Genomic DNA, 20,423 nt, shown 5'->3' with positions numbered 1-20,423 from the left:
GTACAAACACATTCAATATAATCGGCATAGAATAACTAAAGGTAAAGGTGTCAACAATAGCTAAGGCCGTTTCGGGCCGTAATAGTTACCGCTTAATCGCGGTAAATGGGCTTGCGGCACGTAATTTGCTGCTGAAATAGCAGATAGGAGGTGACCTATGGCTAAGCAACGATCAGAGTACGAAGCCCTGTTGGAGCAGGTAACTGAAACCCTTAAGCATAGTCCTGATGAACTTAAACAATGGGCAGAGACAACGGCAAAATACCGTCAGGCTGCAAGTGACATGACCAAAGATGAACTGGCACTGATCTCTGCTTATGTTAAGCGAGACCTGAAAGAGTTCGGTCAAAATGTAGAAGAAAGTTCGGAGCCGTTTTCAGAAAGTCCGTTTTATCAGGTTGTTAAGGAAACCATTTGGGAAGGGTTGGCCGAAATTACGGATAAAACGCAGATAGAGTGGCGTGAAGTAATGGATGATCTCAAGCACCAAGGTGTTTATCAAAGTGGTGAAGTGATAGGCCTTGGAAATTTAGTTTGTGAAAAATGCGGACACCATGAATTGATCACTCACGTAAAAAAAATAGAACCGTGTTTAAAGTGTGGTCATGAGCGTTTTACCCGCCGGCCATTATCTCCTTAACATTTGAACCAGTGAGACGGAGAGAAAAAATAAAAATAGCGAGGCTTTAGCCTCGCTATTTTATTTGTGATGTTATTGAGTCTGATTACTCAGGGCGCTCTACCGTCTCGACAATCATAGCCGTTGGAGCAGGCTCTGGTAACTGAACCGGCTGAGTTATGTCTTGAGCGATATCTTGAGACAGGGTGTCGGCTGAAGCGTTATGCAGAGGTTTAAAACTGAACTTTTGTCCAGCCAGCGAAGCTTCAACCATCATTCCACCTTTTGCAAAGGTGAAGACAGAGATACCGTTGGTATAATTGGTATCGACGTAGTTATCACTGGCGCTGGCACTAAACCCTGCTGTGCCGGCTTTGGCTTGTGCGCCTTCTGTAAGTGCAACAGCTGATGCTTGAGCGTCTAGCTCAAAGCTACCACTGGTGAAGCGTTCGTATGCTCGCTTGTCTTGAAAGAAAATAATCTCGCTGTATGACTGGCCACCAAATTGTAAGCCAAAAGAAAGTTGGTACAGTTTTGCCGTGCCTGTAATGTCATGATCTTTATAAACGGTTCCGCTGCCGTAAGCGCCACCAACCCAGAACCCACCTTTACCAACCGATGGAAAGACCGCATAACCATATGATGAAAGAAAGAAGGGTTGGGTTTGTGCAGAGGCTTTGAATTGGTTTAACGCCGCTTGAGTTTCAAGGTTTTCGTTCGCGATTGAACCGGTAGCGACGCATAGCATGGCGACGGCGCTGAGTGTCGTGAATAACTTGGTAATTATTTTCATGGGTGTATTCCCTTAGTAGCGCGAGTTGTATTGTGCTTTTATGTTTTTCTGTCGATATATTATCAAGGTGAATAAAAAGGCGAAGGGGTCACCTTCGCCTTTTTATCATTTTTCAGCTGGGATTCAGGCTTGAATCAGCTTGAAGCTAGTCGTGATAGTCAATTTGTGGCTGCTCGTCACGGAAGCGGCCGTTCTGGCGACGGATTAAAATCCACGACAGGGTGACCGACCATAAAATATATAGGTACAGTGGCCAGCTACCAAGGGTGGTATAGGGGGTCATCCCGTCTGTTGGCAGCACTTTGGTACGTAGTACACCGACTTCGAACTGTGGGATTTGTTCGGTAATTTTACCAGTATGATCAACAACTGCGGTGACGCCGCTGTTGGTTGAGCGTAATAATGGCTTGCCCAACTCAAGTGAGCGCATTTGGGCGATTTCCATGTGCTGGAAAGGACCAATAGAGGTACCAAACCAAGTGTCATTCGAGAGCGTGAGTAAGAACTCGGTATCAATATTCACATTACGGCGAACTTGTTCACTGAAGGCTACTTCGTAGCACAGGGCTGGTGCGAGTGAAATACCGTTAGCTTCAAGGTTCGGTTGAATAAATTCACCACGGCTGAATGAAGACATCGGCAAGTTGAAAATCGGGGCTATTGGACGAAGCAAATCGCCGAATGGAACAAATTCGCCAAATGGTAGTAGGTGATGCTTAGTGTAACGCTCAGCACTTTCGTATTGATATGGTCCAGCTTGGTTCATACCCAACGTAAGAATGTTATTGAAGTACTGGCCTTGTTCATTTTGATCAAGGATACCGGTAATAACCGTACTATTGTTGTTGCGCGCAGCAGCATCCAGATTCTGTAAGAACGTCGGGATTTGTGCTTCAAGTGCAGGGATCGCAGCTTCTGGCCAGATGATCAGATCGGCATCCCAGTTTTCTCGGGTTAGGTCAGTATATTGCATTAGGGTTGGCCAGCGTTGGCTCGGCAACCATTTGATCTCTTGCGCGACATTGCCTTGGATCATTGCGACATCAATGGCTTTATCTGGATTCGGTACCACCCATTGCTTATTGCCTGCCAGTAAGCAGATCCCAATAATACCGATAGGCATTAGCAGGGGCTTCCAATTGCGGTAATAACTCGCCGCAACAAATGCTGCACTGGTTAGCACTAATGCTAACGTTATCCCTTCAACGCCTAGAATAGGGGCGAGTGAGGCATAGGGGCCATCAATTTGACCATAACCCATCCATAACCAAGGGAAGCCTGTCATGAACCAGCCACGTATCCAATCGAGTAGTAGCCAGATCACTGGGCCACTCAATAGCAGTTGATGAAATGGTCGCCCTCGATTGAATTTGTTAAATAGAAAACCAAAGAGTGCAGGGTAGAAGGCAAGGTAGGCAATCAGTAATGCCATTAATGCCCAGCCAGCGAGCCATGGCATACCACCAAAATTAGCAATACTGACATGTACCCACTTGATCCCGGTACTAAATAAGCCAAGTCCCCATAAGAAACCGATAAGGCCAGATCGTTTAGCTGATTGGTTTTGGAGTAAGAAAAAGAGGATAAAAAGAGATACTGGTGCGAGGTACCAGTGATTATAAGGTGCAAAAGAGAGTGTTGCTAATGCACCTGCTGGAACAGCTAAGGCTAGCTGTCCCAACTTCATTAAAGAATTTTTTGTCATTCGTTATGGTGTGGTTGTCGGTTGGGGTGCTTCGTGAGGCACGGTCACTTGCAACTGGATAACCCGGCGGTTGTCGGCTGACGTTACTTTAAATGAGTAACCATCAAGTTCAACGATCTCACCACGGTCGGGTAGATGGCCAAAGCTGGTCATTACCAAACCACCCACCGTATCGACTTCTTCGTCGCTAAAGTGAGTTTGGAACATTTCGTTAAAATCTTCGATAGTCGTCAGTGCTTTAACCGAAAAAGTATGCTTACTTAATTGACGGACTTCTTGCTCTTCTTCGTCGTCGAATTCGTCTTCGATTTCGCCAACGATTTGCTCAAGAATATCTTCAATGGTGATAACGCCTGATACCCCGCCGAATTCATCGACAACGATAGCCATGTGGTAACGTTCTTCGCGGAATTCTTTTAGTAGACGGTCTACACGCTTGCTTTCAGGTACTACAACCGCAGGTCGTAGCACTTTGTCCATATCAAATGGTTCGCTGTTTGGTAGTAAGTAACGGAGTAAATCTTTTGCCAGAAGGATTCCTTCGACATGGTCTTTATCGTCACTGATCACCGGGTAGCGTGAGTGCTGGGCATCAACAATTAAATCAATCAGATCATCTAGCTTCTGAGAACGTTCGATTGTGACCATTTGAGAGCGTGGGATCATAATATCCCTAACACGCATCTCAGCAATTTCCATTACACCTTCGAGCATGTCGCGGGTGTCGTGGTCGATCAAATCGTTTTCTTCTGAATCTCGAAAAACTTCAACGAGTTCTTCACGATTCTGTGGCTCACCTTGAAAAAGCTGGCCAAGACGTTCAAAGAAGGACTTTCTACTCGGACCTTCAGAATTTTGGGGGTTATCTTCGTTCATTGCTTGTAAGAATTACTTCTCTATCAATTAAGTGGCGGTGCCACGGGAGTTGTGTTGCATCCTGTATTGGCTGCAACACCTATACGACAACAGTCTCAAAGAAAGGTTACAGTTTTTCTTCTGCATATGGGTCATTAAATCCCATTTTTTGCATGATTTCTGTTTCCAAGCCTTCCATTTCGTCGGCTTCTTCATCTTCGATATGGTCATAACCTAGCAGATGAAGACTGCCGTGTACAACCATATGTGCCCAGTGGGCATTAAGCGGTTTATTCTGCTCTTTTGCTTCTTTTTCGACAACTTGTCGGCAAATGATTAAATCACCCAGCAGATCAAGTTCAACACCTGGTGGTGACTCGAATGGGAATGACAGTACATTCGTTGACTTATCTTTACCACGGTACTCATGGTTCAGAGCATGACTTTCTGCATCATCAACCAAACGGATAGTTAATTCCGCATTTGGTTGAAAGAGAAGGATCGTTGCGTCGAGCCACTGCTGAAAGTCAGCCTCACCTGGCATGCCGTTCTGATCGTCAGTCGCCATTTGCAGGTCTAAATAGATAGCCATTAATTTGTTTTTTCCGTATCAACCGCTGATGTTGCTACTGTGGCAGTCGCTGCAGCAACAATGGCTGCTTGTTCATCTCGACGGCGTTGTTCATTTATCTTACGTTGCTTTTGGTCTGCACTTTCCCAAACCTCATAGGCTTGAACAATACGTGCAACGACAGGGTGACGTACTACATCATCAGCTAAGAAGAAGTTGAAGCTAATTTCGTCAACGTCAGAGAGCACTTCAATAGCATGGCGTAAACCTGAACGCGCGCCTCGAGGTAAGTCAATTTGTGTCACGTCACCAGTGATCACCGCGCGAGAATTAAATCCGATACGGGTTAGGAACATTTTCATTTGTTCGACGGTGGTATTTTGGCTTTCATCAAGAATAATAAAGGCATCGTTCAGCGTACGACCACGCATGTAAGCCAGTGGTGCAACTTCGATTACGTTGCGCTCAATCAGTTTCTCTACGCGCTCAAAGCCGAGCATTTCAAACAAAGCATCATAAAGAGGGCGTAAGTAAGGATCGACTTTTTGACTTAAATCACCCGGTAAGAAACCTAATTTTTCACCGGCTTCAACCGCAGGGCGAGTCAATAGGATACGGCGGATTTCTTGGCGCTCAAGGGCGTCAACTGCGGCAGCAACCGCAAGGTAAGTCTTACCAGTACCAGCAGGGCCAATGCCAAAAGTAATATCATGGCGAACCATGTTACTGATGTATTGTGCCTGATTTGGCGTACGTGGTTTGATCACCCCTTTCTTGGTTTTGATCGTTACTTCCTTGCCGTAAGGAATACTTGATTCAGTCGACTGTTCAAGCACGCCAGATTCTTTAATGGCAAGGTGAACCTGATCAGGTTCGATATCAGGGGTTGTATTACGTACTGGAGCAGTATCAACATACAAGGTTTTGATGATATCAGCGGCGGCTTCAGCAGTATGAGGTTGGCCAACCACACTAAAACTACTGCTTCGGTGGTTGATTTCTACACCCAGACGGCGTTCAAGTTGTTTGATGTTATCGTCGAAAGGGCCACAAAGGCTGGAAAGGCGCTGGTTATTGGCGGGTTCCAGGTTGAATTCTACAGTAATAACTTTGCTCAAGATTTGCCTCTTCAATGTGGCCACCCGCAAAAGTTGGGTGGCCATGGTTCTGGGCGCGTCCTACTTGTCGTGAGACGGGCGTTATACTATGGAGTATATACGCCTACACCCAATTCATCTTCTTTGCGTGCTTTTTCCATAACCTCTAATGGTGTCATGGCAACACGTAGATCCATTTCTGCTTCAGTACGCACCAATTCGCCACGTAGTGAGTTGGTAAATACGTCAATGATTTTCACATCAACAAATTGACCAATTAATTCAGCAGAGCCTTCAAAGTTTACAATGCGGTTATTCTCGGTGCGACCACGTAATTCCATAATGTTCTTACGAGAAGGGCCTTCAACAAGGATACGTTGCTCGGTATCTAACATTTGGCGAGCATGGCGCATTGCTTGAGTATTGATCTGTTGTTGCAGTTCGTACAAGCGTTCTTTTTTAACTTCTTCAGGAAGATCACACGGATAATCTGCTGCTGGTGTACCAGGGCGAGGAGAAAAGACAAAACTGAAGCTAATATCAAAATCGATATCGCGGATCAGTTTCATCGTATCTTGGAAATCTTGGTCACTTTCGCCAGGGAACGCAACAATAAAGTCAGAACTCATTGTGATATTCGGACGTACTTTGCGTAGCTTACGAACTTTAGATTTGTATTCCAGAACCGTGTGAGGACGTTTCATCATCGTTAGAATACGGTCTGAACCACTTTGTACTGGTAAGTGTAAATAGTCTACGAGTTCTGGTGTATCGGTATAAACATCAATAATGTCATCAGTAAACTCGATTGGGTGGCTGGTGGTATAACGAATACGGTCAATACCATCAATTGCAGCAACAAGACGTAACAGTTCTGCAAATGTTGCCAATTCGCCATCGTGAGTTGGACCACGGAAAGCATTAACGTTTTGACCTAATAGGTTTACTTCACGAACACCTTGCTCTGCAAGCTGAGCGACTTCATAAAGAACGTCATCTAATGGACGGCTTACTTCTTCGCCACGCGTGTAAGGTACTACGCAATAAGTGCAGTACTTAGAGCAACCTTCCATAATAGAAACGAAAGCAGTTGCGCCGTCAGCGCGCGGTTCTGGTAAATTATCGAATTTCTCAACCTCTGGAAATGAGATATCCATCACGGGTGCGTGAGTAGATTGAGAACTTTTAATCATTTCTGGCAAGCGGTGCAGGGTTTGTGGCCCAAAAATCACATCCACATACGGCGCACGCTGACGAATTGATTTACCTTCTTGGGTTGCAACGCAACCACCAACACCAATCACAAGATCAGGCTTCTTATCTTTTAAGCGCTTCCAACGGCCTAGCTGGTGGAACACTTTTTCTTGTGCCTTTTCACGGATTGAACAGGTGTTAAGCAGCAGCACATCTGCTTCTTCTGGGACTTCTGTTAGCTCGAAGCCATTGGCTGCATTGAGAAGATCGGCCATTTTTGATGAATCGTATTCGTTCATCTGACAGCCCCAGGTTTTGATAAGCAGTTTCTTAGCCATGTCTAACTCTTCACTCGTAGTGTTTAATCATTGCATTCCACATTGCTTCATTCGGCCGACAGGTTAAATCCAGCTGTCAGCTGTAGCAAGCCGCGTATTGTACTGCTTTAAACCTTGTCTGACTAGATCATCACCACCCCGAATAAATTGTGGTTTTGTTACCAAAGAGATTAATCGCTGATGCGCCACTGGTTTTTCGGTAGAATTGGTTAATATTGTAGGTAATTTGTTGAGCATAACAGGAATGGGTATGGAGCAATTTGACATTGTTGTTGCTGGTGGCGGCATGGTTGGTGCGGCTACAGCAGTTGGTTTGGCCCAGCAAGGGTTACATGTCGCCGTTATTGAAGGTACGGCACCAGCGGCTTTTGATACTTCGCAAGCGATGGATTTACGCGTCTCAGCCATTTCACCAAACTCTGTTGCTTTGCTAGAGCGCCTTGGTGCATGGCCTGCGGTATTAGGAATGCGTTTATGCCCCTACAAAAGACTGGAAACGTGGGAGCACCCAGAATGCCGGACACGATTCAATGCCTCTGAATTGCATCTAGATCGCCTGGGGTACATTGTTGAAAACCGGGTTATTCAATTGGCGTTATGGCAACAGTTCGATTCATACCCAACACTTTCTGCATTATGCCCCGCTAAAATCGTCAAGGCAGATGAATGTAAATCAGAGGCGGGGTATATCGTTACGCTTGATGATGGTCGACAGCTTAAGACTCGATTATTGGTAGGGGCTGATGGAGCTAATTCACAGGTGCGGCAACAAGTTGGCATTGGTATAACGGCTTGGGATTATCGCCAGCATTGCATGTTAATTAATATTGATACCGAAATGGCTCAACAGGACATTACTTGGCAAATGTTTACACCACATGGTCCCCGTTCTTTTTTACCGCTGCCTGGTCATAAAGGATCACTGGTGTGGTATGACACCCCTGAGCGTATTAAACAGTTATCAGTGATGGCACCTGAGCAACTAAAAGCGCAGATTCAGGCGCATTTCCCCAAAGAGTTAGGCGAGTTTACGGTACAAGGTCACGGGAGCTTCCCGCTAACTCGCAGGCATGCTCAGCGCTATTATAAGTCTGGTGTTGTGCTGCTGGGAGATGCTGCCCACACGATAAACCCACTGGCTGGTCAAGGTGTCAACCTGGGCTTTAAAGATGTCGATGTGCTTTTGCATGAAATAGAGAAGGCGGGTCAAGCGTGGGATAAACCTTCGGTATTGAAGGCTTATCAATGCCGTAGACGACCAGATAACGTAATGATGCAAACAGGTATGGACTTTTTTTACACCACATTCAGTAATTCGCTGGCACCGATTAAGTTTATACGGAATGCAGGGCTTAAGTTGGCCGAGCACGCAGGGCCGATTAAGCAAAAAGTATTGAAGTATGCGATGGGGATGTAACATCAGGTCTATCAGTAACCACTAAATAGACTCTTTATTGATGGGAAAAGTGAGCTTAGTGCTCACTTTTTTTATGCCAGTAAAGAAAAAGCCGAATGTTATTGAAAACATTCGGCTTAACAACCAGAGAGATACGATCATTGAGTAGGTTGTAAAAACTGTAGCCTGTTTATCAAGTTAAGAAACTTAAATCGCAGACATAAGAAAACCCACTAAAAAGTGGGTTCCTTAAATAATGGTGCGGAAGGAGAGACTTGAACTCTCACACCTTGCGGCGCCAGAACCTAAATCTGGTGCGTCTACCAATTCCGCCACTTCCGCATACTTCTCGTTTAGTTTGATCTTAGCAATCAAATAACTATAACGTTAAGCAATGTGTGGCAGGTCTACCTGGATTCGAACCAGGGGATGGCGGCATCAAAAGCCGCTGCCTTACCGCTTGGCGATAGACCTGCAGATGCTCTTTTCAGAGACTTAATTAATCAGAGAGAATGGTGCGGAAGGAGAGACTTGAACTCTCACACCTTGCGGCGCCAGAACCTAAATCTGGTGCGTCTACCAATTCCGCCACTTCCGCATTTTTATGCTGTTACCAGCTGTATCTCTGACTATATTGTTTAAGCTGGGAATTGGTGTTCCAACTTAAAGAATAGATGGTGCGGAAGGAGAGACTTGAACTCTCACACCTTGCGGCGCCAGAACCTAAATCTGGTGCGTCTACCAATTCCGCCACTTCCGCATCTAGTAGAATTTTACATCTTTCGATGTCTTTCCGCAGAAAGAATGGTGGCTACGACGGGATTCGAACCTGTGACCCCATCATTATGAGTGATGTGCTCTAACCAGCTGAGCTACGTAGCCATTTTATTTATGCCGTTTAACTAATTGTCTTCGAAAGATAACTCATTAAACCACATAATTAAATGTGGCAGGGCTACCTGGATTCGAACCAGGGGATGGCGGCATCAAAAGCCGCTGCCTTACCGCTTGGCGATAGCCCTACAGTTGTTCACTTAAGAACAGCTCTCTATTTAAAGAGAATAATAAGTCTTAGAGAATGGTGCGGAAGGAGAGACTTGAACTCTCACACCTTGCGGCGCCAGAACCTAAATCTGGTGCGTCTACCAATTCCGCCACTTCCGCATATTGTCTCAWTCGAATACATTCGAGCGAGTGTTCTCTAGAGCTTATTGTACAGATCTAAGAATTGGTAAAAATTCGAACTGTACATGTGTTAATCACCGAATGATTAACGATTCTTTTATTCAAAGAATAATGGTGCGGAAGGAGAGACTTGAACTCTCACACCTTGCGGCGCCAGAACCTAAATCTGGTGCGTCTACCAATTCCGCCACTTCCGCATRTTTTATTGCTCTTAACGAGCTTACATCGCTTAACGATTTATCTTCTTATGAAGAAGTCATCAAGCCACATAATAAAATGTGGCAGGGCTACCTGGATTCGAACCAGGGGATGGCGGCATCAAAAGCCGCTGCCTTACCGCTTGGCGATAGCCCTACAGTTGTTCACTTAAGAACAGTTCCCTATTTAAAGAGARTAATAAGTCTTAGAGAATGGTGCGGAAGGAGAGACTTGAACTCTCACACCTTGCGGCGCCAGAACCTAAATCTGGTGCGTCTACCAATTCCGCCACTTCCGCATATTRTCTCATTCGAATACATTCGAGCGAGTGTTCTCTAGAGCTTATTGTACAGATTGAAGAACTGGTAAAGCTCAACCTGTATTACTGCGATAAATCACAGTCACAAAATATAAATGGTGCGGAAGGAGAGACTTGAACTCTCACACCTTGCGGCGCCAGAACCTAAATCTGGTGCGTCTACCAATTCCGCCACTTCCGCGTATTTATATTTTTACCATAAATCATCTCAAAAAGAGAAAATAAATGGTGGCTACGACGGGATTCGAACCTGTGACCCCATCATTATGAGTGATGTGCTCTAACCAGCTGAGCTACGTAGCCATTTTATTTATGCCGTTTGATTAATTATTTCAAAAATAAATAATTAAACCACATAATTAAATGTGGCAGGKCTACCTGGATTCGAACCAGGGGATGGCGGCATCAAAAGCCGCTGCCTTACCGCTTGGCGATAGMCCTACAGTTGTTCATTTAAGAACAMTTCTCTTCRYAAAGAGAATGGTGCGGAAGGAGAGACTTGAACTCTCACACCTTGCGGCGCCAGAACCTAAATCTGGTGCGTCTACCAATTCCGCCACTTCCGCATCTAGTAGAATTTTACATCTTTCGATGTCTTTCCGAAGAAAGAAATGGTGGCTACGACGGGATTCGAACCTGTGACCCCATCATTATGAGTGATGTGCTCTAACCAGCTGAGCTACGTAGCCATTTTGTTGTTTCCGTGGCAGTTGCCATAGTTGACCGCTGTCTCGGGAACGGGGCGCATTATGCTCATACCAGCGAAAAGGGTCAATAGTTTTTTTAAATATCTTTAGAAAATTGAATTGTTCGTTGCTTATTTGGACGAACTGGGCGAATGCCATGCTAAGTTGGGGGTTTTTAGCGCACAGAACTAAACGTACGGCTGACCTTCGCATGGTTATATTGCGATAATGAATAAATACCTTAGTTACAAAAAAAGCCAGCTATTAAGCTGGCTTAGTATAACTGTCGCTAACTGGTTGGCTTTTATGGCCTTCCTAGTTATACGTTGAAACGGAAGTGAACAACATCGCCATCTTTCACGATGTAATCTTTGCCTTCTAGGCGCCATTTACCCGCTTCTTTCGCACCGCTTTCACCTTTGAACTCGATGAAGTGGTCGTAACCAACAACTTCAGCTCGGATAAAGCCTTTTTCAAAGTCAGTGTGAATTTTACCTGCTGATTGTGGTGCTGTTGCACCAACAGGGATTGTCCATGCGCGCACTTCTTTCACACCGGCAGTGAAGTAAGTTTGCAGATCAAGCAACTCATAGCCAGAGCGGATCACTCGGTTCAGGCCTGGTTCTTCGATACCCATATCAGCAAGGAATTCTTCACGATCAGCATCGTCAAGCTCTGCGATTTCAGATTCAATAGCTGCACATACCGCGACAACAACAGCATTTTCTTTTTCTGCGTATTCGCGAACCATGTCAAGGTATTCATTATCTTCAAAGCCATCATCGCTGACGTTGGCGATATACATCGTTGGTTTAACAGTAAGGAAGTGCAGATAATCAATGGCTGCAAGTTCTTCTTTACTTAGCTCGACAGAGCGAACCATGCCGCCTTCTGTCAACGTCGGCAGTAGTTTTTCTAATACAGCGGTCTCAAACTTAGCATCGCTGTCGCCACCTTTCGCTTTTTTCGCTTGACGGAAAATTGCACGCTCACACGTGTCAAGGTCAGCGAGAGCAAGCTCAAGGTTGATGACCTCGATGTCATCAATCGGGTTTATCTTACCCGCGACGTGAATGATGTTTTCGTCTTCGAAACAGCGAACAACGTGACCAATAGCATCGGTTTCACGGATGTTCGCTAGAAATTTGTTACCAAGACCTTCACCTTTCGATGCACCAGCAACAAGACCAGCAATATCCACAAATTCCATGGTTGTTGGCAAGATGCGCTCTGGATTAACAATTGCAGCCAGTGCGTCTAGGCGTAGATCTGGCACAGGTACAACGCCAGTGTTTGGTTCGATAGTACAGAACGGGAAGTTCGCTGCTTCGATGCCCGCTTTGGTCAAGGCGTTGAATAGTGTTGACTTACCGACGTTAGGCAGGCCAACGATTCCGCATTTAAAACCCATGGTGTGAAACCCTTTTGGTGATTATTCGGTCAAACATTTCATTAGCGCGTATAGGTGGGCTAATGAAAATAAATATGATGATTTAACTACAATTATTCGGCTTTGAATGAATGTAGTCGGTTTTGTGCTTTGTTTAAGCCGTCTTTTAACAAAACGTCCATGCAGCGTACGGCTTCATCGACTGCTGCATCAATATTATCTTGTTCCTTGGCTGGCGCTTTGCCTAAAACAAAGCCGGCAACTTTGTTTTTATCACCCGGATGGCCGATGCCAATACGTAGGCGATAAAAATCTTTATTGTTGCCCATTTTACTGATGATATCTCTTAGACCGTTATGCCCACCATGGCCGCCGCCTTTTTTAAATTTAGCAACGCCGGGTGGTAGGTCGAGTTCATCATGCGCCACTAAGATCTCTTCCGGTTTTATCTGGTAAAAGTTTGCGAGTGCTGCAACTGATTTACCGGATAAGTTCATATACGTCGAAGGGATCAACAAGCGAAGATCGTGGCCATTCGCCAAGATCCGGCCAGTTTGGCCGAAGTATTTTGATTCTTCACGTAGGCTAATATTATGTACACGGGCCAGTTCTTCGACCACCCATGCGCCCGCATTATGGCGGGTTTTAGCATACTCGGCACCGGGATTGGCCAGGCCGACTAATAGGCGAATGTTATTACTCACGCTAGTCTCTCAACTCTTAGGGGCTTAAAACGCGCGCCATATTATACCAAATACGGCAGAATTGATATCTCATACTTATTTCGGTTGGTGTGACCTTAAGTAACGAAAAACGCCCCGCACAAGGCGGGGCGTTAGCAATCTATCGCAGAAGGGCGATTAGTGCTGGAACATCGCAGAGATAGACTCTTCGTTGCTAATACGACGAATTGCTTCGGCTAGCATACCAGATAGAGTCAGTACTGATACACGACCAGTGTCTAGGATCTCTTGTGATAGTGGGATTGAGTCAGTAACGATAACTTCATCAATAACAGATTCACGGATGTTCTGTGGAGCATTACCTGAGAATACTGGGTGTGTTGCGTAAGCAAATACACGCTTAGCACCACGATCTTTCAGTGCTTCAGCAGCTTTACACAATGTACCACCGGTATCGATCATGTCATCAACGATGATACAGTCACGGCCTTCAACGTCACCAATCAGGTGCATTACCTGAGAAACGTTAGCACGTGGACGGCGCTTATCGATGATCGCGATGTCTGTGTCATCTAATAGCTTAGCGATTGCACGAGCACGTACAACACCACCGATATCAGGAGAAACAACCACTGGATCTTCTAGGTTTTTCGCCAGAATGTCTTCTAGTAGCACAGGGCTACCGAATACATTGTCTACTGGTACATCGAAGAAACCTTGAATTTGCTCTGCGTGTAGATCAACAGTCAAAACACGGTCAACACCAACGTTTGAAAGGAAATCAGCAACAACTTTTGCTGTAATTGGCACACGAGCAGAACGAACACGGCGGTCTTGACGAGCGTAGCCGAAGTAAGGGATCACAGCAGTAATACGACCCGCAGAAGCGCGGCGTAATGCATCGATCATAACAACCAATTCCATTAGGTTGTCATTCGTTGGAGCACAAGTAGATTGAATGATAAATACGTCGCTACCACGAACGTTTTCATTAATCTGAACACAGACTTCACCGTCGGAAAAACGGTTAACTGTTGCGTCTCCTAGTGAAATGTAAAGACGATCAGCAATGCGTTGGGCTAATTCTGGTGTCGCGTTACCAGCAAACAGCTTCATATCAGGCACGGTGGAAACCTCAGGTTGCGTCCAAGTTGTAATTACTGGCAGTCCATAGAATGGGCGGTCAAGGTTGTCAAAAGGGGAGATGTGTTGACACCTTTTGCGACAAATCCATGAAGCCAGTTAGGTAATTTTTTCAGTATTGCATCGGCCTCTTGCTGGGTGCTACATTCAGCAAACACACAAGCGCCAGTACCGGTCAATCTTGACGGCGCATATTCTAACAGCCACGAAAGCGCCTTATCAACCTCGGGGTGCAGTGATCTGACAATTTTTTCGCAATCGTTTTCGTAAACCCCCGTTATTAGGGCATTCAGTGATCTTTTTTTACTGTCACGTTTTAATTCAGGGTGGGTGAAAATATCGACAGTTGCAATGTTGATCTCTGGTTTTGCGACCAAATACCATTTTTCTGTGGGATCTGCAGGTTGCAATTCTTCACCAATTCCCTCAGCGAATGCACTGTGGCCTCTTACAAATACGGGGACATCGGCACCGAGCGCTAGGCCGATCTCGGCTAGGGTGTCAGTTGATAGGTGGGTCTGCCACAAATAATTAAGCGCAATAAGTGTTGTTGCCGCGTCAGATGATCCTCCGCCTAATCCCCCCCCCATAGGAAGGATTTTATCGATATGGATTTCAGCGCCAGCCTGGATCCCTGCTTTCTTACGCAACAAATCAGCGGCTCGGTATATCAGGTTATCTTCGGTTGCAACACCGTCAATCGCTGGCGTTAATGTAATGTCGTTGGAATTATTTACCGTGATTGTCAGCGTATCGCTATGGTCAATAAACTGAAACAATGTTTGTAGCTCATGGTAACCGTTAGGGCGTTGGCCTGTGATATACAGAAACAAGTTGAGTTTGGCCGGTGCTGGCCAGCAGGTAGTACGGGTGATCATAGTACGCTCTAATTGATAGACCAGTTGTGGATAATAAGGGTTATAGTAACCCCTGTTGTGCTTAAAACCATACGCTTAGGTAGGGATGGGCTCACAGTATAGTCATATTCGTTGTAATCGAGTTGCCAATATTGGTTGTCTATTTGTTTGGCAAGGTAGCCCACTCGGCCTTCATTATTTAATTGGTACGTGTCAGCCGCAGTTGGTAAGCCAATAAGCCAGTCACGCATTTGTGCAATGGGCAAGTTAATACCTGTTAACTCTAAAATTAAGGCTGAAGCATCAGTGCCATGAAATGTTTTTCCTTCATGGTTGACCAAGGTAACCTTGTCAGGGCTCGCATCAAGCTTTAGCAGGGTGCTTCCCAGGAAGTTAGTCAATAGTAGGTGATCGTTATTTGGCTGTGTGTCCCAGATAAGGTTGGCACCAAAGCGTTGACTACCCTTGTAACCGAGCTTACCTTTTGCTTGATATGTGTTGAGTTCTCTCAATTTAGCTTCATGGCTTTCCCAGTCAGTTGTTGATTGTGGCGGCGGTTGAGTCGCGCAGCCCGCTAAGAGAGAAAATAGGAAAGGAAAAAATAACCAATATTTTTTTTTGTTTGAAGGCAAATAAGTAACAGACTGAGTCATGTGCATAGTATGCTTTGCTTATCGTTTGGGTATGATGTGGCAAACAATAGCTGTAAAGTCATAGATTTCCAACTTCTTAGCAACTCTATAGTGGTATTTTTTTTATCTATCTTAAACAAGATAATCGTTAAAATTTATTGTGTAATAAGTATTTAGAAATCAACTTTTACTTAGTTATGCCATATTGATTAGGTTTGTGTTCTTTTATTACGATGGGGCATCAAGTAAAATCCCGCCCTAGATCTTTTTCACTGGCGAAGTGGTACCCCGTCTCCATGACATTGCTTGCATTAGGAATCAACCATAAAACAGCCTCTGTGGATTTACGCGAACGTGTTGCGTTTTCACCTGAAAAGCTGAAACAGGCGTTACACCAGCTAGAAACACACCCAGAGGTTAACAGTGGGGTTATTGTTTCGACCTGCAATCGCACAGAACTTTATTGTGATGTTAATCAGTCAGGCCCTGGAGTCATGATTGACTGGCTGACTAAGTTCCATCAGATCACGACTGAAGAATTAATGCCTAGCCTGTACTTCCATGAAGAGCAGGCCGCTGTGCGTCATTTAATGCGTGTGTCATGTGGCCTTGATTCACTGGTATTGGGTGAGCCTCAAATTTTAGGGCAGGTGAAGCAGTCGTATTCAGACTCGCGTGATCATGACGCTATTCATGGCATGTTGGAAAAACTGTTCCATAAAAATTTCACCGTTGCGAAGCGGGTTCGAACTGAAACGGACATTGGTGGCAATGCGGTTTCAGTGGCATTTGCTGCCTGTACCTTAGCAAAGCAAATATTTGAGTCATTGACTGAGGCAACGGTATTGCTTGTTGGTGCGGGTGAGACGATTGAATTAGTTGCTCGACATTTAGTTGATCAAGGGTGTAATAAATTGATTGTGGCTAATCGCACGAAAGAGAGGGCTGAAAATCTGGCCATTGAATTTGGTGCGGAAATCATTGGCTTGCCAGATATCCCTGATTACCTGCATCGAGCTGATATTGTGATCAGCTCGACAGCAAGTCCATTGCCGATTGTGGGTAAAGGCATGATTGAAAAAGCCATTAAAGCCCGTCGTCATCAACCAATGTTATTGGTTGATATTGCCGTTCCTCGAGATGTTGAGCCGGAAGTCGGCGAGTTAAGCGATGCTTACCTTTATACTGTTGATGATTTACACAGCATCGTTGAAAAAAATCGTGAACAACGTAAAGTTGCGGCCATTCAAGCTGAAGCGATTGTGAGTGAAGAAAGTGCAGCGTTCATGCGCTGGTTACGCTCACTAGAGGCCGTTGACAGTATTCGTCAATACCGAGTGCAAGCCGATGACATTAAAGCGGATCTTGTGGCTCGTAGTCTTCAAACATTGGCCAATGGCGGTGATCCTGAAAAGGTGTTAGTTGAGCTCAGTAATAAGCTAACTAATAAACTGATCCATGCGCCAACGAGAGCCATGCAGCAGGCAGCCCATAATGGTGAGCCCGAAAAGCTGGCAGTGATCCGAGAGACGCTTGGGTTAGACTCGTTAAAAAATTAATATCAGGCAGAGTGAAACGCTCTGCCATAAACGGAACAATAGATACCTACTATGAAATCTTCAATTTTAGTGAAATTAGAAACGCTGGTTGAGCGTTACGAAGAAGTCCAGCACCTGCTTGGCGATCCAGATGTGATTGGCAATCAGGATAAGTTCCGTGCTCTATCTCGTGAATACTCTCAACTAGAAGAGGTGACTCAATGCTTCCAAGCTTACCAGCAAGCAAAAGAAGATCTGCTCACCGCTGAAGAAATGGCAAATGAAGACGATCCAGAAATGCGCGAAATGGCACTGGAAGAAGTCAAAGAATCGAAAAGCGAGATTGTACGCCTTGAAGATGAGCTACAGGTTCTGTTAATCCCGAAAGATCCAAACGATGAGCGTAACTGCTTTGTTGAAATCCGTGCTGGTGCTGGTGGTGATGAAGCCGGTATTTTTGCTGGAGACTTGTTCCGTATGTACAGCAAATATGCGGAACGTCGAGGCTGGCGTGTCGAAGTGGTTAATGAAAACCGTTCTGAACAGGGCGGTTACAAAGAAATGATTGCCAAAGTTAGCGGCGAAGCGGTTTACGGTACATTAAAGTTTGAATCTGGTGGCCACCGTGTTCAGCGCGTTCCTGCGACAGAATCACAAGGTCGTGTTCATACTTCAGCATGTACTGTTGCTGTCATGCCTGAAATTCCAGAAGCTGAAATCCCAGAAATCAATGCTGGCGATTTGAAAGTTGATACATTCCGTGCGTCTGGCGCCGGTGGTCAGCACGTTAACACCACCGATTCTGCTATTCGTATTACTCACTTGCCAACAGGCATTGTGGTTGAATGTCAGGATGAGCGTTCTCAGCATAAGAATAAAGCGAAGGCAATGTCTGTATTGGCTGCTCGTATTATTAAAGCTGAAGAAGAAAAGCGTCATGCAGAAGAAGCAAGTACACGTCGCAATTTGCTAGGTTCAGGCGACCGTTCTGACCGTATCCGTACTTACAACTACCCTCAAGGTCGTGTATCTGATCACCGTATTACGTTGACTCTTTATCGCTTGAATGAAGTGATGGAAGGGGATATGGATAGCTTGATCCAGCCTGTGCTACAAGAGCACCAAGCTGATCAGTTGGCAGCAATGGCTGACCAAAACTAATGACATTGTCAATTGATACCCAGCTTAAGCTTGCGGTTGAACAGTTGACCAAGGCGGGCTCTCAGAGCCCGCACATTGATGCCGCCGTTTTGCTGTGTCATGTGCTGGATAAGCCACGCAGTTACTTATTAACGTGGCCTGAAAGAGTGCTGGATGACGAGCAACTTGCCGCCTTTGAAGCCGTGATTACACGTCGCTTAACTGGTGAGCCTGTGGCTTACATTGTCGGTGAGCGTGAGTTTTGGTCATTACCGTTGAAAGTTGCCCCTCACACGTTGATCCCGCGTCCTGATACAGAACGTCTTGTTGAGCTGGCTCTTGAAAAAATCCCCGCTCAGTCTTGCGCTGTACTGGATTTAGGGACAGGCACTGGTGCTATCGCATTAGCCATCGCATCAGAACGCCGTGACATCGCAGTAACAGGGATTGATTTACGCCCTGATGCTGCGGCACTGGCACAAGAAAACGGTAGCAACTTGAAGCTTGCTAATGCCCATTTCTTATCTGGAAGTTGGTATAGCCCGCTTCAATCGAGCGATTGCTTTGCCGTCATTGTGAGTAATCCACCTTATATTGACGAGGCCGATCCACATTTATCGCAAGGCGATGTGCGTTTCGAGCCGAAAAGTGCGCTTGTTGCTGATGATAATGGGTTTGCAGACATTCGAATTATTAGTGAGCAAGGACGCCAGCATTTACAAGCTGGTGGTTGGTTGCTTATGGAGCATGGCTTTGAGCAAGGTGAAGCTGTAAGAGCCATTTTACTGGAACTGGGTTATAACCAGATCTCAACTGCACAGGATTATGCCGGACTCGACCGAGTAACTCTTGGCTGTTGGCAAGGATAGAGAGAGAAAAGAATGTATACCGCTGTTAAACACCTACACATGATTGCTATTGCGCTGAGTGTCCTGCTTTTTGTGGTTCGCTATTTTTTGATGATGGCTAACTCGACGCTTAACGAAAAGAAATTTCTGAAAATCACGCCACACGTTGTTGATACCGTTATGTTGTTATCAGGTGTTGCGTTAATTTTGATTACCGGTTTCATGCCGTTTACTGAAGCGGGTAGCTGGCTAACCCAAAAATTGAGTTGTGTGTTAGCTTATATTGCCTTGGGTTTCTTCACTCTGAAAATAGGCTCTAACAAAGTCTTTAAGACGTTTGCCTTCTTAGGTTCACTTGGTTGGGTGATGGCAGCGGCAAACATTGCAATGACGAAATCGTCGTTTTTAGGATAATCATGCTACGTTTTACAGAACAAGAATTGGCTCAAATGTCGCTGGCTGAAGGGGCATTGGAAGTGACTGCTGCGGTTGATCCCGCCTTTCCAGCAGGCTGGGTAAAAACTCAGCTTGAACGCTTGGCTCAAGAAGCTGAGCAACGGTTGATGCATGAGCCAAATGCACACCTTCGTCTTGAAGGCTTGATCCGCTTGTTCTACCGTGAATGGGGCTTTATTGGTGATCATGAGCAGTACTTTTCGTCCGAGAATATTTATTTAGATAAAGTACTAGAACGTAAGAAAGGTATTCCCGTTAGCCTCGGTGCTATCTTTTTATATTTATCCGAACGTTTAGATTTACCTGTTCACGGTGTCGGCTTTCCGACTCAGTTTGTCCTGAAAGTTGATTGGCTTGATGGTGAAACACAGTATATCAACCCATTTGACGGTGAATACTTGAGTAAGCGACTGATGGGAGCATGGCTAAAAGGCCATCGTGGGCCATTCAGTGAGTTACGTAATGAGTATTTTGACACCGCTGAGCACACCGATGTACTTGCCCGTTGGTTAACCGTCATGAAAAGTGCGTTGTTACGTGAAGGCATGTTTGCAGATGCATTGCGTTGTAGTGATGTGGTGTTAAATGCGTTCCGTCCTGGCGACCCACATGAAATTCGTGATCGTGGTTATATTTATCAACAGCTGGAATGCAGCCATGCTGCTGTGATGGATTTTGAATATTTTATCGAGCAATGCCCTGAAGACCCGACAATAAAATTGTTGAAACTACAGGTTGAAGAGCTCAATCAAGAGCCGTTAGTACTGCACTAATCGTCAG

The 20,423-nt window shown here is 45.3% G+C and carries 18 protein-coding genes and 15 tRNA genes; 7 read left to right on the top strand and 26 right to left on the bottom strand.

What is annotated here, in order from left to right:
* The first annotated feature begins 157 nt into the window (after positions 1 to 157).
* On the top strand, positions 158 to 640 hold the full coding sequence (locus L4D78_RS20950; RefSeq protein ID WP_428459525.1) for a zinc ribbon-containing protein: 483 nt from the start codon (positions 158 to 160) through the stop codon (positions 638 to 640).
* An 85-nt stretch (positions 641 to 725) separates the two neighbouring features.
* Here L4D78_RS20950 and L4D78_RS20945 read toward each other — a convergent pair whose 3' ends face one another.
* The 6 genes from L4D78_RS20945 to miaB form a co-directional block, all read right to left on the bottom strand.
* Entirely contained in the window at positions 726 to 1,412 is a 687-nt protein-coding gene (locus tag L4D78_RS20945; RefSeq protein ID WP_428468717.1) for a lipid-binding SYLF domain-containing protein, read from the bottom strand.
* A gap of 145 nt (positions 1,413 to 1,557) precedes the next feature.
* Positions 1,558 to 3,117 (bottom strand): apolipoprotein N-acyltransferase, encoded by a 1,560-nt coding sequence (gene lnt, locus L4D78_RS20940; protein ID WP_428468716.1) that lies wholly within the window; start codon positions 3,115 to 3,117, stop codon positions 1,558 to 1,560.
* A gap of 3 nt (positions 3,118 to 3,120) precedes the next feature.
* Positions 3,121 to 3,993: a CNNM family magnesium/cobalt transport protein CorC gene (corC, locus tag L4D78_RS20935; RefSeq protein ID WP_428468715.1), complete on the bottom strand. Its 873-nt coding sequence runs from the start codon at positions 3,991 to 3,993 to the stop codon at positions 3,121 to 3,123.
* A gap of 106 nt (positions 3,994 to 4,099) precedes the next feature.
* Positions 4,100 to 4,564 carry an rRNA maturation RNase YbeY gene (gene ybeY / locus L4D78_RS20930; RefSeq protein ID WP_428468714.1) on the bottom strand — a complete coding sequence of 155 codons (465 nt, stop codon included), beginning with the start codon at positions 4,562 to 4,564 and terminating at the stop codon, positions 4,100 to 4,102.
* Entirely contained in the window at positions 4,564 to 5,706 is a 1,143-nt protein-coding gene (locus L4D78_RS20925) for a PhoH family protein (RefSeq protein ID WP_428468713.1), read from the bottom strand. Before L4D78_RS20925 ends, ybeY begins: the two co-directional genes overlap by 1 nt.
* Before the next feature lie 41 nt (positions 5,707 to 5,747).
* Complete coding sequence (miaB, locus tag L4D78_RS20920; protein ID WP_428468712.1) at positions 5,748 to 7,172, bottom strand: tRNA (N6-isopentenyl adenosine(37)-C2)-methylthiotransferase MiaB; 1,425 nt, start codon at positions 7,170 to 7,172, stop codon at positions 5,748 to 5,750.
* A 250-nt stretch (positions 7,173 to 7,422) separates the two neighbouring features.
* Here miaB and L4D78_RS20915 point away from each other — a divergent pair, with 250 nt between their 5' ends.
* Complete coding sequence (locus L4D78_RS20915) at positions 7,423 to 8,589, top strand: 2-octaprenyl-3-methyl-6-methoxy-1,4-benzoquinol hydroxylase (protein WP_428468711.1); 1,167 nt, start codon at positions 7,423 to 7,425, stop codon at positions 8,587 to 8,589.
* Positions 8,590 to 8,825: 236 nt separating this feature from the next.
* On the opposite strand, the gene L4D78_RS20910 is transcribed toward L4D78_RS20915, so the two are convergent.
* The 20 genes from L4D78_RS20910 to lolB form a co-directional block, all read right to left on the bottom strand.
* A tRNA-Leu gene (locus tag L4D78_RS20910) sits at positions 8,826 to 8,910 on the bottom strand.
* A 57-nt stretch (positions 8,911 to 8,967) separates the two neighbouring features.
* Positions 8,968 to 9,042: transfer RNA gene (locus tag L4D78_RS20905), tRNA-Gln, on the bottom strand.
* Positions 9,043 to 9,081: 39 nt separating this feature from the next.
* Positions 9,082 to 9,166: transfer RNA gene (locus tag L4D78_RS20900), tRNA-Leu, on the bottom strand.
* Positions 9,167 to 9,243: 77 nt separating this feature from the next.
* Positions 9,244 to 9,328 (bottom strand) — tRNA-Leu (locus L4D78_RS20895).
* A 45-nt stretch (positions 9,329 to 9,373) separates the two neighbouring features.
* Positions 9,374 to 9,450: transfer RNA gene (locus L4D78_RS20890), tRNA-Met, on the bottom strand.
* Between the two features lie 65 nt (positions 9,451 to 9,515).
* A tRNA-Gln gene (locus tag L4D78_RS20885) sits at positions 9,516 to 9,590 on the bottom strand.
* Positions 9,591 to 9,647: 57 nt separating this feature from the next.
* Positions 9,648 to 9,732, bottom strand: a tRNA-Leu gene (locus L4D78_RS20880).
* A 133-nt stretch (positions 9,733 to 9,865) separates the two neighbouring features.
* Positions 9,866 to 9,950, bottom strand: a tRNA-Leu gene (locus L4D78_RS20875).
* 82 nt (positions 9,951 to 10,032) lie between these two features.
* A tRNA-Gln gene (locus L4D78_RS20870) sits at positions 10,033 to 10,107 on the bottom strand.
* A 57-nt stretch (positions 10,108 to 10,164) separates the two neighbouring features.
* Positions 10,165 to 10,249 (bottom strand) — tRNA-Leu (locus tag L4D78_RS20865).
* Between the two features lie 117 nt (positions 10,250 to 10,366).
* Positions 10,367 to 10,451, bottom strand: a tRNA-Leu gene (locus tag L4D78_RS20860).
* Between the two features lie 45 nt (positions 10,452 to 10,496).
* A tRNA-Met gene (locus L4D78_RS20855) sits at positions 10,497 to 10,573 on the bottom strand.
* A gap of 63 nt (positions 10,574 to 10,636) precedes the next feature.
* Positions 10,637 to 10,711: transfer RNA gene (locus tag L4D78_RS20850), tRNA-Gln, on the bottom strand.
* A 40-nt stretch (positions 10,712 to 10,751) separates the two neighbouring features.
* Positions 10,752 to 10,836: transfer RNA gene (locus tag L4D78_RS20845), tRNA-Leu, on the bottom strand.
* Positions 10,837 to 10,882: 46 nt separating this feature from the next.
* Positions 10,883 to 10,959: transfer RNA gene (locus L4D78_RS20840), tRNA-Met, on the bottom strand.
* Between the two features lie 316 nt (positions 10,960 to 11,275).
* Complete coding sequence (ychF, locus tag L4D78_RS20835) at positions 11,276 to 12,367, bottom strand: redox-regulated ATPase YchF (protein WP_428468710.1); 1,092 nt, start codon at positions 12,365 to 12,367, stop codon at positions 11,276 to 11,278.
* 92 nt (positions 12,368 to 12,459) lie between these two features.
* Positions 12,460 to 13,050, bottom strand: coding sequence for an aminoacyl-tRNA hydrolase (pth, locus tag L4D78_RS20830; protein ID WP_428460611.1), 591 nt, complete (start codon positions 13,048 to 13,050; stop codon positions 12,460 to 12,462).
* 156 nt (positions 13,051 to 13,206) lie between these two features.
* Positions 13,207 to 14,154, bottom strand: coding sequence for a ribose-phosphate pyrophosphokinase (locus tag L4D78_RS20825; RefSeq protein ID WP_428468709.1), 948 nt, complete (start codon positions 14,152 to 14,154; stop codon positions 13,207 to 13,209).
* A 32-nt stretch (positions 14,155 to 14,186) separates the two neighbouring features.
* A complete protein-coding gene (gene ispE, locus L4D78_RS20820; protein WP_428468708.1) occupies positions 14,187 to 15,050 on the bottom strand; it encodes a 4-(cytidine 5'-diphospho)-2-C-methyl-D-erythritol kinase in 864 nt (287 codons plus the stop codon).
* Between the two features lie 8 nt (positions 15,051 to 15,058).
* Complete coding sequence (gene lolB / locus L4D78_RS20815) at positions 15,059 to 15,682, bottom strand: lipoprotein insertase outer membrane protein LolB (protein WP_428468707.1); 624 nt, start codon at positions 15,680 to 15,682, stop codon at positions 15,059 to 15,061.
* A gap of 275 nt (positions 15,683 to 15,957) precedes the next feature.
* On the opposite strand from lolB, the gene hemA reads away from it, so the two are divergent.
* From hemA to L4D78_RS20790, 5 genes are read left to right on the top strand one after another with little or no spacing between them, the layout of a single operon-like run.
* On the top strand, positions 15,958 to 17,220 hold the full coding sequence (hemA, locus tag L4D78_RS20810) for a glutamyl-tRNA reductase (protein WP_428468706.1): 1,263 nt from the start codon (positions 15,958 to 15,960) through the stop codon (positions 17,218 to 17,220).
* Positions 17,221 to 17,271: 51 nt separating this feature from the next.
* Positions 17,272 to 18,360 carry a peptide chain release factor 1 gene (gene prfA / locus L4D78_RS20805; protein ID WP_428468705.1) on the top strand — a complete coding sequence of 363 codons (1,089 nt, stop codon included), beginning with the start codon at positions 17,272 to 17,274 and terminating at the stop codon, positions 18,358 to 18,360.
* A complete protein-coding gene (gene prmC / locus L4D78_RS20800) occupies positions 18,360 to 19,208 on the top strand; it encodes a peptide chain release factor N(5)-glutamine methyltransferase (protein WP_428468704.1) in 849 nt (282 codons plus the stop codon). Before prfA ends, prmC begins: the two co-directional genes overlap by 1 nt.
* Before the next feature lie 12 nt (positions 19,209 to 19,220).
* On the top strand, positions 19,221 to 19,601 hold the full coding sequence (locus tag L4D78_RS20795) for a SirB2 family protein (protein ID WP_428468703.1): 381 nt from the start codon (positions 19,221 to 19,223) through the stop codon (positions 19,599 to 19,601).
* 2 nt (positions 19,602 to 19,603) lie between these two features.
* On the top strand, positions 19,604 to 20,416 hold the full coding sequence (locus L4D78_RS20790; RefSeq protein ID WP_428468702.1) for a SirB1 family protein: 813 nt from the start codon (positions 19,604 to 19,606) through the stop codon (positions 20,414 to 20,416).
* Positions 20,417 to 20,423: the final 7 nt, after the last annotated feature.

This window comes from Photobacterium minamisatsumaniensis (genome assembly GCF_050336695.1).
Lineage (GTDB): Bacteria > Pseudomonadota > Gammaproteobacteria > Enterobacterales > Vibrionaceae > Photobacterium > Photobacterium minamisatsumaniensis.
The sequence above is the reverse complement of the archived record's forward strand: the minus strand, read 5'-3'. Positions and strand labels throughout refer to the sequence as shown.

Coding starts and splice junctions, on each gene's coding strand:
- L4D78_RS20950 (WP_428459525.1), top strand. CDS start 158: ATGGCTAAGCAACGATCAGAGTACGAAGCCCTGTTGGAGCAGGTAACT.
- L4D78_RS20945 (WP_428468717.1), bottom strand. CDS start 1,412: ATGAAAATAATTACCAAGTTATTCACGACACTCAGCGCCGTCGCCATG.
- lnt (WP_428468716.1), bottom strand. CDS start 3,117: ATGACAAAAAATTCTTTAATGAAGTTGGGACAGCTAGCCTTAGCTGTT.
- corC (WP_428468715.1), bottom strand. CDS start 3,993: ATGAACGAAGATAACCCCCAAAATTCTGAAGGTCCGAGTAGAAAGTCC.
- ybeY (WP_428468714.1), bottom strand. CDS start 4,564: ATGGCTATCTATTTAGACCTGCAAATGGCGACTGACGATCAGAACGGC.
- L4D78_RS20925 (WP_428468713.1), bottom strand. CDS start 5,706: ATGGCCACCCAACTTTTGCGGGTGGCCACATTGAAGAGGCAAATCTTG.
- miaB (WP_428468712.1), bottom strand. CDS start 7,172: ATGGCTAAGAAACTGCTTATCAAAACCTGGGGCTGTCAGATGAACGAA.
- L4D78_RS20915 (WP_428468711.1), top strand. CDS start 7,423: ATGGAGCAATTTGACATTGTTGTTGCTGGTGGCGGCATGGTTGGTGCG.
- ychF (WP_428468710.1), bottom strand. CDS start 12,367: ATGGGTTTTAAATGCGGAATCGTTGGCCTGCCTAACGTCGGTAAGTCA.
- ispE (WP_428468708.1), bottom strand. CDS start 15,050: ATGATCACCCGTACTACCTGCTGGCCAGCACCGGCCAAACTCAACTTG.
- lolB (WP_428468707.1), bottom strand. CDS start 15,682: ATGACTCAGTCTGTTACTTATTTGCCTTCAAACAAAAAAAAATATTGG.
- hemA (WP_428468706.1), top strand. CDS start 15,958: ATGACATTGCTTGCATTAGGAATCAACCATAAAACAGCCTCTGTGGAT.
- prfA (WP_428468705.1), top strand. CDS start 17,272: ATGAAATCTTCAATTTTAGTGAAATTAGAAACGCTGGTTGAGCGTTAC.
- prmC (WP_428468704.1), top strand. CDS start 18,360: ATGACATTGTCAATTGATACCCAGCTTAAGCTTGCGGTTGAACAGTTG.
- L4D78_RS20795 (WP_428468703.1), top strand. CDS start 19,221: ATGTATACCGCTGTTAAACACCTACACATGATTGCTATTGCGCTGAGT.
- L4D78_RS20790 (WP_428468702.1), top strand. CDS start 19,604: ATGCTACGTTTTACAGAACAAGAATTGGCTCAAATGTCGCTGGCTGAA.